Annotated in this window: 10 protein-coding genes; 5 read left to right on the top strand and 5 right to left on the bottom strand. The window is 69.9% G+C overall.

The features are described from left to right. The first annotated feature begins 3 nt into the window (after positions 1-3). From hemL to ACEN96_RS05905, 3 genes are all read left to right on the top strand, one after another. Positions 4-1,290 (top strand): glutamate-1-semialdehyde 2,1-aminomutase, encoded by a 1,287-nt coding sequence (hemL, locus tag ACEN96_RS05915; RefSeq protein WP_495587121.1) that lies wholly within the window; start codon positions 4-6, stop codon positions 1,288-1,290. Between the two features lie 134 nt (positions 1,291-1,424). Beyond that, positions 1,425-2,789, top strand: a complete 1,365-nt coding sequence (mpl, locus tag ACEN96_RS05910) for a UDP-N-acetylmuramate:L-alanyl-gamma-D-glutamyl-meso-diaminopimelate ligase (RefSeq protein ID WP_495587120.1) — start codon at positions 1,425-1,427, stop codon at positions 2,787-2,789. A 61-nt stretch (positions 2,790-2,850) separates the two neighbouring features. After that, complete coding sequence (locus ACEN96_RS05905) at positions 2,851-3,930, top strand: AI-2E family transporter (RefSeq protein ID WP_495587119.1); 1,080 nt, start codon at positions 2,851-2,853, stop codon at positions 3,928-3,930. An 80-nt stretch (positions 3,931-4,010) separates the two neighbouring features. On the opposite strand, the gene ACEN96_RS05900 is transcribed toward ACEN96_RS05905, so the two are convergent. Then, positions 4,011-6,776, bottom strand: coding sequence for a zinc-dependent metalloprotease (locus tag ACEN96_RS05900; protein WP_495587118.1), 2,766 nt, complete (start codon positions 6,774-6,776; stop codon positions 4,011-4,013). Between the two features lie 251 nt (positions 6,777-7,027). Here ACEN96_RS05900 and ACEN96_RS05895 point away from each other — a divergent pair, with 251 nt between their 5' ends. After that, the gene (locus tag ACEN96_RS05895) at positions 7,028-7,645 is read left to right on the top strand and encodes a YqiA/YcfP family alpha/beta fold hydrolase (RefSeq protein WP_495587117.1); all 618 of its coding nucleotides are present in this window, start codon (positions 7,028-7,030) and stop codon (positions 7,643-7,645) included. Positions 7,646-7,666: 21 nt separating this feature from the next. Here the strand turns inward: ACEN96_RS05895 and ACEN96_RS05890 are convergent, their stop codons facing one another. After that, positions 7,667-8,707 carry a transporter gene (locus ACEN96_RS05890; RefSeq protein WP_495587116.1) on the bottom strand — a complete coding sequence of 347 codons (1,041 nt, stop codon included), beginning with the start codon at positions 8,705-8,707 and terminating at the stop codon, positions 7,667-7,669. Beyond that, positions 8,700-9,593, bottom strand: coding sequence for an archaetidylserine decarboxylase (gene asd / locus ACEN96_RS05885; protein WP_495587115.1), 894 nt, complete (start codon positions 9,591-9,593; stop codon positions 8,700-8,702). Before asd ends, ACEN96_RS05890 begins: the two co-directional genes overlap by 8 nt. 79 nt (positions 9,594-9,672) lie before the next feature. Between asd and ACEN96_RS05880 the strand changes: the two genes are divergently transcribed. After that, a complete protein-coding gene (locus ACEN96_RS05880) occupies positions 9,673-11,343 on the top strand; it encodes an aminotransferase class III-fold pyridoxal phosphate-dependent enzyme (RefSeq protein ID WP_495587114.1) in 1,671 nt (556 codons plus the stop codon). Between the two features lie 165 nt (positions 11,344-11,508). Here the strand turns inward: ACEN96_RS05880 and ACEN96_RS05875 are convergent, their stop codons facing one another. Further along, positions 11,509-12,420 carry an alpha/beta fold hydrolase gene (locus ACEN96_RS05875; protein ID WP_495587113.1) on the bottom strand — a complete coding sequence of 304 codons (912 nt, stop codon included), beginning with the start codon at positions 12,418-12,420 and terminating at the stop codon, positions 11,509-11,511. A gap of 59 nt (positions 12,421-12,479) precedes the next feature. Continuing rightward, entirely contained in the window at positions 12,480-13,121 is a 642-nt protein-coding gene (locus ACEN96_RS05870) for a hypothetical protein (protein WP_495587112.1), read from the bottom strand. Positions 13,122-13,250 lie beyond the last annotated feature (129 nt).

Raw genomic sequence — 13,250 nt, 5'->3', positions numbered from 1 at the left:
GATATGAGCCAGAACGAGACCCTGTTCGCGCGCGCCCAGCGCGTCATTCCCGGCGGCGTGAACTCGCCGGTGCGCGCGTTCCGCGCGGTGGGCGGCACGCCGCGCTTCATCGCGCGCGGGGAAGGCGCCCACATCGTCGACGCCGACGGTAGGCGCTACATCGACTACATCGGCTCCTGGGGGCCGATGATCCTGGGCCACGGCCATCCCGCCGTGCTCGAGGCGGTGCAGAAGGCGGCACTGGAGGGCTTCTCTTTCGGCGCGCCGACCGAGCGCGAGATCGAGCTGGCCGAGGAAATCCTGTCGCTGGTGCCCAGCTGCGAGCAGATCCGGCTGGTGAGCTCCGGCACCGAGGCGACGATGAGCGCCATCCGCCTGGCGCGCGGCGCGACGCAGCGCGACAAGTTCATCAAGTTCGAGGGCTGCTATCACGGCCATACCGACGCGCTGCTGGTGAAGGCCGGCTCGGGCCTGGCGACCTTCGGCCATCCGACCTCGGCCGGCGTGCCCGAGGCGACGGCCCAGCACACGATCGTGCTGGAATACAACAACGTCGCCCAGCTGGAAGAAGCCTTCGCGCTGCATGGCGCGGAGCTGGCCTGCGTGATCGTGGAGCCGATCGCCGGCAACATGAATTTCGTGCGTGCCAGCGTGCCGTTCATGACGCGGCTGCGCGAACTGTGCCGCGAGCACGGCGCGCTGCTGGTGCTGGACGAGGTGATGACCGGCTTCCGCGTCGGCCTGCGCAGTGCGCAGGGCGTCTATGCCGGCCTGATCCCGGGCTTCGTGCCGGACATCAGCGTGTTCGGCAAGGTCATCGGCGGCGGCATGCCGCTGGCCGCCTTCGGCGCGAGCCGCGAGATCATGCGTCACCTGGCCCCGCTGGGCGGCGTCTACCAGGCGGGCACGCTGTCGGGCAACCCGGTGGCCACGGCCTGCGGCTTGGCGACGCTGCGCGAGATCAGGAAGCCCGGCTTCTTCGAGGCCCTGTCGGCGCGCACGCGCCGGCTGGTGGAAGGCCTGAAGACGGTCGCGGCCGAGAACGGCGTGCCGTTCAGCGCCGACAGCGAGGGCGGCATGTTCGGTTTCTTCCTGCTGCCGGAGCTGCCGCAGAACTACGCGACCGTGATGGCGACGGACAAGGAGCGCTTCAACCGCTTCTTCCACGCGATGCTGGAGGCTGGCGTCTACCTGGCGCCGGCGTTGTACGAGGCCGGCTTCGTTTCCGCCGCGCACACCGATGCGGACATCGACGCCACGCTGGAGGCGGCGCGCCAAGCCCTGCGCTGACCCCCGCGCAACACCGGTTTGACACCATTCCCTCACGCGCCAGGGCAAACGACGGGCCGGGTTGTCGCAAACTTTTCGTTTCGCGACAGGCATTACGCTTGCTTACCCATTGGTACAGCGGCTGAGAGACAGACATGCATATCCACATCCTTGGCATTTGCGGCACCTTCATGGGGGGCCTGGCGGCGCTCGCGCGGGAGGCCGGCCACACGGTGACCGGCTGTGACGCCAACGTCTATCCGCCGATGTCGACGCAGCTGGAAGCGCTGGGCATCGAGCTGATCCAGGGCTTCGGCGCGGAGCAGCTGGCGCTCAAGCCGGACCTGTTCGTCATCGGCAACGTGGTGACGCGCTCGTCGGATGGCCGCTTCCCGCTGATGGAGGCGATCCTGGATGCCGGCCTGCCCTACACCAGCGGCCCGCAGTGGCTGGCCGAGCATGTGTTGCAGGGCCGGCACGTGATGGCCGTCGCCGGCACGCACGGCAAGACCTCCACGACCTCGATGCTGACCTGGATCCTGGAGTCGGCGGGGCTCGAGCCCGGCTTCCTGATCGGCGGCGTGCCGCAGAACTTCGGCGTGTCGGCGCGCCTGGGCGGCGGGAAACATTTCGTCATCGAGGCCGACGAATACGACACCGCCTTCTTCGACAAGCGCAGCAAGTTCGTCCATTACCGGCCGCGCACGGCGATCCTGAACAACCTCGAGCACGATCACGCGGACATCTTCCCGGACCTGGCGGCCATCGAGACCCAGTTCCACCACCTGGTGCGCACGGTGCCCGCGACGGGGCGGGTGGTCGTGAACGCCCGCGAGGAGTCGCTGCAGCGGGTGCTCTCGCGCGGCTGCTGGAGCGAGGTGCAGCGCTTCGGCGCGCGCAAGGAGGAACCCGGCGCGCTGCGCGCGCGTGGCGAGCCGCAGTCCTTCGACGTGCTGCGCGGCAGCCTGAAGGTCGGCCACGTCACGTGGGAGCTGCTGGGCGAGCACAACCAGCTCAACGCGCTGGCGGCGATCTCGGCGGCGGAGCATGTGGGCGTCGATCCGGAGCGGGCGGCGCAGGCGCTGGGCTCGTTCAGGAACGTGCGCCGCCGAATGGAGCTGCGCGGCGAGGCGGGCGGCGTGAAGGTCTACGACGACTTCGCGCACCATCCGACGGCCATCCACACGACGATCGGCGGCCTGCGCCGGCGCATTGCGCCGCAGGAGCGCATCCTGGCGGTCTTCGAGCCGCGCTCCAACACGATGAAGCTGGGCACCATGAAGGCGCAGCTGCCCTGGGCGCTGGAGGAGGCCGACCTGAGCTTCTGCAACCAGGACGGTCTGAGCTGGGACGCGGCCGAGGCGCTGGCCCCGCTGGGCGAGCAGGGCCTGGTGGGCGCCGACGTCGACGCGCTGGTGGCCATGGTCAAGCGCGCGGCGCGGCCGGGCGACCATGTGCTGTGCATGAGCAACGGCGGTTTCGGCGGCATCCACGAAAAGCTGCTGGACGCGCTGAAGTAAACCGGCGATCCTGCGCCCCCGCGGGCCGAGGGCCCGCCTGACTCCGAGGAGCGACGACACGATGAGTGGTCCTGGCAAGCTGGTGCCCGCGCTGCAGAACCGGTCCTTCCTGTGCCTGCTGGCGCTGGTGACGGTGGCGTTCGGCTGGATCCTGTGGCCGATGCTGAGCGCGGTGCTGTGGGCGGTGGCGCTGGCCATCGTGTTCCAGCCGCTGTACCGGCGGCTGCTGCGCAAGACCCGGCGCACGGGCGTGTCTTCGGGGCTGACGATCCTGGTGATCCTGCTGCTGGTCGTGCTGCCGATGACCTACGTGATGGGCGCGCTGGTGCGCGAGGCGGCGGTGGTCTTCGAGATGGTGAAGTCCGGCAAGTTCAACTTCGGCACCTATGTCGCGCAGGTCTACGCGGCGCTGCCGTCGTGGCTGCTGGAGGTGCTGGGGCGGCTCGGCCTGCACGACCTGTCCAACCTGCAGGAGAAGCTGGGCGCCGCGCTGAACCAGGGCAGCCAGTTCATGGCGACCAAGGCGCTGGGCTTCGGCCAGGACACCTTCGACTTCCTGGTGAGCTTCTGCGTGATGCTCTACCTGCTGTTCTTCCTGCTGCGCGACGGCGAGCAGCTGTCGCTGCGCATCCGCGACGCGCTGCCGCTGCAGGACTCGTACAAGCGCCAGCTGGGCGAGAAGTTCCGGACCGTGATCCGCGCGACGGTGAAGGGCAACATCGCGGTGGCCGCGATCCAGGGCGCGCTGGGCGGCTTCGCGTTCTGGGTGCTGGGCATCCACGCGCCGGTGCTGTGGGCGGTGCTGATGGCCTTCCTGTCGCTGCTGCCGGCGGTGGGCGCGGCGCTGGTGTGGGCGCCGGTGGCGATCTACCTGCTGGCGACCGGTCAGGTGGCGTCGGGCGTGGGGCTGCTGCTGTTCGGCACGGTGGTGATCGGACTGGTGGACAACCTGCTGCGGCCGCTGCTGGTCGGCAAGGACACCAAGATGCCGGATTACGTCGTGCTGCTGTCGACGCTGGGCGGGATGGCGGTGTTCGGCATCAACGGCTTCGTCATCGGCCCGCTGATCGCGGCGATGTTCATCGCGGTGTGGGACATCGTGGCGGCGGAGCGGCGATATCCGGTCGGAGATCAGCACTGAAACGAACAAAGGGGCCGGCGATTCGCCGGCCCCCTTGTCCTTGGGGCGGCGGCATCCGGAGCCGCCGCCGCCATGCGTCCTCAGGTCCTCAGCATCGTCGCCTTCAGCACGCTGCCGAGCATGTCCAGGCTTTCCGCCAGGTGGGCGCGGGTCTCCGGCGAGCCCTTGCCCTGCGCGGCGCGCAACTCGCTCTGCAGCTGCACGGCGTGCAGGCGCAGCATCGCGTAGGCATCGGCGAACTGGCCCGAGGCCGCGCCCCCCTTGGTCAGGTTGGCCTGCAGCCGGCGCAGGTACTCGCGCTGCAGGTTGCGGCGCAGCGGGTCGATGTCGGCACCGGTCTTGAGCTCGCTCCAGATCGAGGCCTGCAGCGTGCCGTAGACCTCGTTGATCGTGATCAGCCCCTTGCGCTGCGACGCCGGCACGTAGTTCGGCAGCTCCATCAGACGGATCGCCGTCTGCGCCTGCAGCAGGCGGTCCAGCGCGCCCAGCTGCACCCGCGCCACCGCCGCCGGGATGTTGACGAAGCCCACGCGGTTGAACTCGACGTAGTCCGTCGTGATCGAGGTCAGGAACTCCGGCTTGAAGCGGAAGCTGTCCGCGCTGAAGATGCCCGAGGCCAGGAAGCGCAGCGCCTCGCGCTGACGCGCCGGATCGACCGGCCGCATCGCCGCGACCTCCGAGCCCGGCACGTCGCGGTGCGTGTACATGCCGCCGACGTACTTGCCCACCAGGTCCGACGCGCGCGCCAGCTGGTTGAAACCGCTGGCCAGCTGCCGGCGCTGGCGCAGCGGATCGTCCGAGGCCAGCGGCGCGCGGTTCTGCACCCGCGTCCACAGCTCCTGCGTCAGCTTCAGCCGCTTGCGGAAATAGGCCAGCGGATCGTCGCCCAGGTCGAAGCGGTTGATCGTCGGGTCCATGCCGTCGAACGGCCCGAAGCCGCCGGCATCGGTGTCGTCCGCGTAGGCATGGCCGGGCTGCGTGTTCTGCGACGCGATGCGCTGCAGCTCGGCCGCCTCCTGCTCCTTGGGCAGCTGCTTGTAGGCGTACTCGATCGCCCAGTAGTCGTAGGCGCCCAGCGTCGTGTTGTTGTACGTGGTCGGCGCCTCGCCCGCGAGCGGGATGTTGTAGGCGTTGTAGTCCATCACCGACGCCGACAGGCCATGCGCGTCGGTCCAGGCCTTGTCCTTGAGCTGCGCCTGCGTCACCTGCGTCGAGGCCTTGAAGTTGTGCTTCAAGCCCAGCGTGTGACCCACCTCATGCATGATCACGTCCTTGATCCGCGCCTGGATGAAGGCCTCGGCCTCGGGGCTGTCGGGCGCGATGTCGCCGCGCGCCTCGAGCACGTCCAGCGCGAAGTCCATCTCCGCCGCCGCATCGTGCGCGTAGGTGCAGTAGGTCGCGTTGCGGCCCTCGCGCCAGCCCTTGTTCAGCGCGGCCAGCGCCTGCGCCTCCTCGCCCAGCGACGACACCATCTGGCCGTTCAGGCCGCGCGGCGCGTCCTCGCTGATGAAGGCGCGGCCGCCGCGGGCGAACACGTCGCTCATGCCGATGTCGGCATCCAGGATCTCGCCGGTGCGCGGGTCGATGTGGCTCGGGCCGATCGCGAAGCCGACGTCCGCGCCCACGAACCAGCGGATCGACGCATGCGACGCGTCCATGTTGTCCCAGTCCGCGTCATCGGGCTGCTGCTTCGCGACGATCGCGTCCTTGAAGCCGATCTTCTCGAAGGCCTTGTTCCATTCGAGGATGCCCGCCTCGACCGCGGCGCGGTACTTCGGCGGGATGTTCTTGTCCATCCAGTAGACGATCGGCTGCACCGGCTCGGACAGCGCGGCCGACGGGTCCTTCTTCTCCAGGCGCCAGCGGTTGATGTAGTGCACCCGCGGATTGGGCTTCACGTCGTCGCCCAGGTCGGTGAAGGTCTCGGTGAAGTGGCCCAGGCGGCCATCGGCGCGGCGCGGTGCCATCGGCTCCGCCGGCAGCGCGCGGAAGTTGTAGACGAAGCCCATGAACATCGAGCGCGGATCCGGCGCCGACTGCGGCGGCGACGGCACGGGCACCGGCGGCGGGACCAGCGGCGGCGCGGGGATGCGCGGCGTGAAGTAATGGACCTTGGCGTTGAGCGTGGTCAGCTGCTCGTCGGCGCGGGTCAGCTCGAAGTACGAGTTGCTGCGATCGACGTTGTAGGGCAGCCGGTAGGCCATCTCCATGCGCGTGGACATGCCCGGGATGTCGGTCAGCAGCATGCCGGCGTCGACCAGGAAGGCCTTGCGCTCGGGGTGGTCGGCGCTGGCCACGGGGCCGGCGGCGATCAGGCTGGGGGAGAAGGCTTCGTCGACGGCACGCTTGCCGCCGCCTTCACCGCGGAACTCGGTGTTCAGCGCGACCAGCTGGATCGTGTTGCCCACGCGCCGCCATTCGACCAGCATCTCCGGGCCCATCTGGCTGGCGTAGAAGCCGCGCTCGCCGATGGAGCTGGAGATGTTGATGGTGAACAGGAAGGGCTTGTTCAGCATCGCGCGCGGGATCTCGAGCCAGACCTTCTCGTCCTTGCGCACGACCGGGAACAGGCCGTCGGTGCGCTTGGCGTCGCGGCTGACCTCGGCGTAGGGCTTGGGCGCGGTCGGATCGGCGGGCGCACGCGCCGCGGTCATCGGCGAGCTGGCGCCCGGCTGGCCGGGCGCGCCCGATGCGGCGGTGGCGGGCGCGGAGGCCGCCTGCGCGGCCGGGGCAGCCGCGGCGGCCGGCGTGGAAGAGGCGCCGGTCGTGCCGGTCGTGGCGCAGGCGGTGAGCAGCAGTGCCGCGGCCGCGATGGCCGTCAGCTGGATCGTGTCCCTGTGGATCATGGATCGATGTGGTCGGGGGTCCGTCCGGGATGGCCGGCCGGGCCCGGTTGAGAAAGCGGGCGCCGCAGTCCGTGGCTGCGTGCGTCCCGGCGAAGCCGGCAATGTGCGGGGCGGGCGCCCTCGCGTCAATGCGCACTAACGAGCGCGCGGCCCTCGTCAACCGCGCGGGTGGCGATGATCGCCCGCGGGGCACCCCATGCCGGAAGTGACCCGCCCCTTTGGTGGAGCCGCGCGCCCTACACTGCCCGCCCATGAGTTCCGCTCCGATGCCCGCCGCGTCCACGCCCGCGCGCCGCACCCACCTGCTCTACCTGCATGGCTTCCGTTCGTCGCCACGGTCGGCGAAGGCGCAGCGGATGGCGCGCTGGGCCGCCGATCACCGGCCGGACCTGGTCTTCGCGGCGCCGCAGCTGCCGCCCTCGCCGCGCGAGGCGATGGCGCTCGTCGACGCGCTGATCGGCGACTGGCCGCGCGACACGATGGCGGTGATGGGAAGCTCGCTCGGCGGCTTCTACGCGACCTGGGTGGCACAGCGGACCGGCGCGCGCACCGCGCTGCTGAATCCGGCCGTCGATCCGGCGCGGGATCTGGCGAACTACATCGGCGAGCAGACCTGCTGGCAGAACCCGGACGAGCACTTCTTCTTCCGGCCCGAGTTCGTCGGGGAGCTGGCCGCGCTGAACGCCGGCGAGCTCGCGCATCCGGACCGGATCATGGCGGTGATCGCCAAGGGCGACGAGGTGCTCGACTGGCGCGAGATGCACGCGCGCTATGCGCGCTGCCGGATCAAGCTGCTCGAGGGCAGCGATCACGGCCTGGCCGACTTCGACGACCACCTCGACGAGCTCACGGCCTTCCTCGGGCTCTGATTCGGCCCGCCGCGGCGCCCGCTACTTCCGCCGGCCGGTCGCGCGCAGCACCAGCACGGTGAGCAACGCCGTCAGCACGACGATCAGGCCGACGACGACCCAGAACCCGTGCTTGTGCTCGAGCAGCGGCAGCCCGCCGACGTTCATGCCGAACAGGCCGCTGATCAGGTTGATGGGCAGCGCCAGCACCGTCACCATCGTCAGCACGTACAGCGTCTGGTTGTTCTCCTGCGCCACCCGCGCCGAGGTCTCGTCCTGCACCGCGCGGATGCGTTCCTGCAGCGCCTGGATGTCGCGCAGCACCAGCGCGAACTCCTCGCTCGCCTGCTGCAGCTGCTGCTTGTCCTGCTCGGCGACCCAGCCGGGCGGGTTGGACAGCATGCGCAGCAGCGCGCTCGGTTCCGGCGCGAGCAGCCGCTGCAGCCGCACCATCAGCCGGCGCAGCGCGGCGACCTCGGTCTCATGGCCGACATGGCGGCCGGCGAGCAGCGCGTCCTCGATGTCGTCGACGCGCTCGGTGGCCTGGCGCACGATGCGCTGCAGCTCGTCGGCCTGGTCGCGCAGCAGGTGATCCAGCAGCGCGACGCTGGAGCGCGGCTGGTCGCCGCGCTTGATCGCCATGCGCAGCCGGTCCACCGAGCGCAGCGGCGCGCGCCGCACGCTCAGCACCAGGTGCTCGCTGACCTGCATCCACAGCGTCGAGACGTCGCCGACGTCGAACGCGAAATCGAAGGTCACGTCGTTGAGCACGGCGAACAGGTGCTCGCCCACGCGCTCGATGCGCGACGAGCGCGAGCCCTGCTGCTGCGCCTCGTCGAAGCTCTCGGCCAGCGCCGCGCTGCGCCGCAGCCAGGGCAGCGCGCCCGCGTGGGCCAGGTTCAGGTGCAGCCACAGGAAGCCGCCCTCCGGCTCCGCCAGCCGCGCCTGCGCCAGCGCGAGCGTTGGCAGCGCCTCGGTCGGCAGCTCCGGGTGGATCCAGAAGCCGCAGATCAGCCCGTGCTCGTCACCGCCGTAGGGCGCGTCCAGCGCGCGGACGGCGGGGGACTGCGTCGTGTCATTCATCGCCATCCGCGGATGGTAGATGCGCGATCGCTTCGCCCATGCGAAGACGCGACCCGGCCTGCAAGGATTCCGACAGCTTCACGCCCGGCGGCAGGAACACGATGATGGTCGAGCCCTGTTCGAACCAGCCCATCTCCTCGCCGCGCGCGTGATCGTGGCCGACCTCGAAGCGGTGCGGTCCCGGATGGCCGGGCCGCAGCGTCAGGTCCAGCGCGTGCAGGCGCAGGCTGGCGACGAGGATGGCCGCCACCGGCACCAGCGCGATCGGCGTGCCACCCGGCAGCGTGCATTCGACCGCCGCGCGGACATTGCGGCAGAACAGCCGCTCGACCCGCTTCAGCGCGATCGGATTGACGTTCCAGGTGTCGCCGGCGATGTGGGTCACGCGCTGGATGCGCAGGTCGGCCGGCGCATGGAAGCGGTGGTACATCGCCGAGGTCAGCCGCAGCGTCAGGTAGGTGCCGTTGAGATAGGGCGCGCCGCGCGCCGCGTCGCCGAAGAGCTCGGCGATGCGGTAGTCCATGCCCTTGGCCTGCAGCGCCATGCCGCGCGTCACCGGGCCGAAGGCGCCGACGATGGCGTCGCACGGGCTGACGATGGTCCCGGGCGCCGGATCGACCGGCCGGCGGCCCGGCTTGAGCCGCCGCGTGAAGACGTCCCGCAGCGACCGGTAGCCGTGCGCGGGCGGCTCGGCCTCGCCCAGGTCCAGGTCGGTGAAGAGCCGCCACACCGCCACGCTCAAGCGCGTCAGCGCGGGGCTGTCGATGCGGCTGTACCAGCCCATGAAGCGGGTCAGCGCCAGGCGCGGCACGCGGTTGGTGAGGAGGAAATTGAGGTCTTCCTGCTGGGTCAGACGGTCGCGCCAGCGGGCCAGTTTCATGGACATGTCAATTCCGTCGGATACATATCTGCGTAATTTGCCAATGCTGTGTGACAGCTGAACGAGGCTCTGGAGGCCCATGCCCATGTCCGCGACGTTCTTCACCTTCGATCTGCTGCCGGTGGCCGCCGCCGTGGCGGGGCTGACAGCGCTCTACTACGCGCCAACCGGATGGCGCCGCCTGCAGCTGTCGCGCGCGAAGCATCCGTCGCTCGCGGGCCACTCGCGCATGGCGGTGCGGCTGGCGCGGCTGATGAAGACGCAGCGCTTCGGCGACGCGCAGTTCTTCAGCGCCGATGACGCGCCCGCCGAGATCGTCGCCAAGCGCCGCGCCAGCTTCGACGCGCTGTCGCGCACGCTGAAGACGCGCCACGCGCGCAGCATCGCGGCGACGCAGGCGATGAAGCCCTCGCTGCCCGACCTGCAGTTCACGAGCAGCTATCGCGTGCCGCCGCCGTTCAGCCCGATCGTGCAGCGCGAGCTGCCGCTGGGCCCGGTGATGGCATCCAGCGACGGCCATCGGCTCACCGACCTCGATGGCGAGCGCTTCATCGACCTGGCCGGCAGCTATGGCGTGAACCTGTTCGGCTACGCCTTCTATCAGCACTGCATCGCGGAAGGCGCGAAGCGCGTCCAGGCGCTCGGGCCGGTGCTCGGCGTCTATCACCCGCTGGTGGAGGACAACGTGCGCCGCATCCTGGCGCACGCGCGGATGGACCAGCTGTCCTTCCACATGTCGGGGACCGAGGCGGTGATGCAGGCGGTGCGGCTGGCCCGCTATCACACGGGCAGGACGCACCTGGTGCGCTTCTGCGGCGCGTACCACGGCTGGTGGGACGAGGCGCAGCCGGGCCCGGGCAATCCGCTGCCGGCCGAGCGCACCTACACGCTGCGCGACATGCACGCCCGCAGCCTGCAGGTGCTGCGCACGCGGCGCGACATCGCCTGCGTGCTGGTGAATCCGCTGCAGGCGCTGCACCCGAACAAGCCGGCGCCGGGCGACGGCTCGCTGGTGGACAGCTCGCGCCGCGCGTCCTACGACAAGGCGGCCTACGCCGCCTGGCTGCGCGAGCTGCGCGAGGTCTGCACCGAGCGCGGCATCGCGCTGATCTTCGACGAGGTGTTCATGGGCTTCCGCCTCGGCGCCGGGGGGGCGCAGAGCTACTTCGGCGTGCAGGCCGACCTCGTCACCTACGGCAAGACGCTGGGCGGCGGCCTGCCGGTCGGCGTGGTCTGCGGCCGCGCGGCGTGGATGAAGCGCTTCCGCGAGGAGCGCCCGGCCGACATCTGCTTCGCGCGCGGAACCTTCAACACGCATCCGTACGTGATGGGATCGATGTCGGTGTTCCTCGACGCGCTGGAGGATCCCGAGCGGCTGCATCAGCTCGACCCGCAGGACGAGCAGCAGGATGCGCGCCGCGCGCGCCTGAATGCGGCACTCGAGGCCGAGCAGCTGCCGCTGCGCGCGGCCAACATGTCGTCGATCTGGACGCTCTACTACACCGAACCCTCGCGCTACAACTGGATGCTGCAGTACTTCCTGCGCGAGCAAGGCCTGGCCCTGAGCTGGGTGGGGACGGGGCGGTTGATCTTCAGCCTGGACTTCAGCGACGAGGACTTCGCCGAGGTCCAGCGCCGCATCGTCGCCGCGGCCCGCGCGATGCGCGATGGCGGCTGGTGGAGCAGCCCGGCACTGCCGAGCAACCAGGCGATCAAGCGGCGCGTGCTGATGGAGACGCTGGGCTGGCACGGCTGATTCGAGCGAAGCTGAATCGAAGCTGACGCCCTCCCCCTGAGGCGGGCTTCCTGGCGTTCATTGATGAATATCAGCGCGACCCGCTGTCATCGTCGATGCCGATCCGGCCCAGCCAGCCGACATGAAAGTGCCAACCGAACTACGCGGATGTGACCGGCGTCACCGTCAGCGTGCTGGCGGCGTTCCTGGGGGTGATCCGAGGGCTGTTTCCGGGGCGGGAGGCGGGGAAGGATGCGCCCGCTCCCGCGCCGCCTTGACGACTTCCTCGATCGCCTGCACGACGGCTTCCGGCTTGTCGCGCTGGATGTAGTGCCCGGCCCCTTCCACCGGCTGCAGCGCCTTGCCGCCCACCAGCGGCAGCCAGTTCGGCTCCAGGCCGTGGACCATGGTCTCGAAGCCGCTCGCCACCTCCATCGGCGAGTACACCGTCCGCGTCAGCACGCGCACCGGCACGTCCGGCCGCGGCTTCTGCAGCAGCGCGTCGACGCAGTCCTGCTGCTGCAGGAACTCCGCCTGCATCATTCCCCGGAACACGCGCCGGCTCATGCTGTCCAGCGCATTGGCCATCACCGGCACCTCGACCTGCATCCGTCTCAGATGCATCGGATGCGTCGCATCGACGAGCACCAGTCCCGCGACTTCATCGGGATAGAGCCGCGAGTACGCGTATTGATAGAGCCCGCCGATCGAGTGCCCGACCAGCACGTAGGGCGGCTTGATGCCCGCGCTCTGGAGCAGTCCGTGCAGTTCGGTCGCGATGCCGCAGGGATTGCGCGGCACCGGCGGCGTGGCGGTGCTGTCCCCGTAGCCGGGCCGGTCGTAGGCGAAGACGCTGTACTCGCCGCGCAGCGACTGCACGATGCCCGCCCAGGGATCGCGTCCGTCGCCCAGGCCGGACTGCAGCACCACCGTCGGCGCGCCATGGCCGACCTTGGTGTAGACGATCGGACCGCCGACGGTCCGGAGATTGCCGGTGTTGGGCAATGGGGTGGCGCAGCCGGCCAGCGCCGCGATGGCGGCGGCGGCCGTCAGCACCAAAGACATCGGCGCCCGTGGGCGCCGTTGAGCTGCGGTCATGCGGGAGACTCCTTTGGCCCGGCGGGCCGGCCGGAGCCCCGCATCTTCGCGCGGATGAGTCAGGCCGCCTGTTCGCCGTTGCCGGCATTGTGCCCATCGCCGCGCGGCCACAGCGCCGGATCGAGCCGCTCTCCGCGCAACAGTTGCAACGGCGCGCGGTGGTACAGCTGGATGTCGTGGAAGGGGTCGGTGATGATCTTCGTCGCCCAGGCCAGGCCGGTGCGCAGGTCGCGGATCACCGCCAGCTGGAGCACGCGGAACACCAGCCCGCCCACGCCCAGCCAGAACCACACCAGGCCCAGCTGGTGCAGGTAATCGACGAAGCTGGCGGCCGGCTCGAACAGGCCGAACAGGCCCGGCTGCAGCCACAGCGCGACCGGCGACGCGGCCCACAGCGCCATCAGGACGATCTTGCGGCGCAGGTTGTAGCCGACCTTGATCTCCTCCTTGTGCTCGTGGGTCGCCTGGTTCACGTGGTCATAACCCTTGGGCTCGAAGAAGAAGTGACCCGCCTGGCGGCTGGTCATCGACACGCCCCACGCCAGCAGCGCCGACCAGGCGGGGTCGACGAGCAGCAGACCATAGGCGACCACGAAGCAGCAGGCGCTCAGCAGATGCAGCGACTGGTTGATGCGGCAATGGTGGTAGTAGCGGTGGTCGTCCCAACGCTGTTCGTTCAGAAGTGCCAGAAAGTCCTTCATGCGGGCCTCGTCCTTGAGATGAGCGGTGGAGCGTGACGCCGATCGATGGCAATGCCGTGACGGTGCGGCGATGGCTCGATGACGGACGCGTGGCGACTGTGTCCATCGGGTGTTTCAGGCGCGTGACGG

It is taken from the genome of Roseateles sp. Mitsp63 (genome assembly GCF_059491535.1).
This window is presented reverse-complemented; position numbering and strand designations above follow the sequence as displayed.

Bases quoted from the DNA above. Each gene is read 5' to 3' on its own strand.
- hemL (WP_495587121.1), top strand. From the start codon at position 4: ATGAGCCAGAACGAGACCCTGTTCGCGCGCGCCCAGCGCGTCATTCCC.
- mpl (WP_495587120.1), top strand. From the start codon at position 1,425: ATGCATATCCACATCCTTGGCATTTGCGGCACCTTCATGGGGGGCCTG.
- ACEN96_RS05905 (WP_495587119.1), top strand. From the start codon at position 2,851: ATGAGTGGTCCTGGCAAGCTGGTGCCCGCGCTGCAGAACCGGTCCTTC.
- ACEN96_RS05900 (WP_495587118.1), bottom strand. From the start codon at position 6,776: ATGATCCACAGGGACACGATCCAGCTGACGGCCATCGCGGCCGCGGCA.
- ACEN96_RS05895 (WP_495587117.1), top strand. From the start codon at position 7,028: ATGAGTTCCGCTCCGATGCCCGCCGCGTCCACGCCCGCGCGCCGCACC.
- ACEN96_RS05890 (WP_495587116.1), bottom strand. From the start codon at position 8,707: ATGAATGACACGACGCAGTCCCCCGCCGTCCGCGCGCTGGACGCGCCC.
- asd (WP_495587115.1), bottom strand. From the start codon at position 9,593: ATGTCCATGAAACTGGCCCGCTGGCGCGACCGTCTGACCCAGCAGGAA.
- ACEN96_RS05880 (WP_495587114.1), top strand. From the start codon at position 9,673: ATGTCCGCGACGTTCTTCACCTTCGATCTGCTGCCGGTGGCCGCCGCC.
- ACEN96_RS05875 (WP_495587113.1), bottom strand. From the start codon at position 12,420: ATGACCGCAGCTCAACGGCGCCCACGGGCGCCGATGTCTTTGGTGCTG.
- ACEN96_RS05870 (WP_495587112.1), bottom strand. From the start codon at position 13,121: ATGAAGGACTTTCTGGCACTTCTGAACGAACAGCGTTGGGACGACCAC.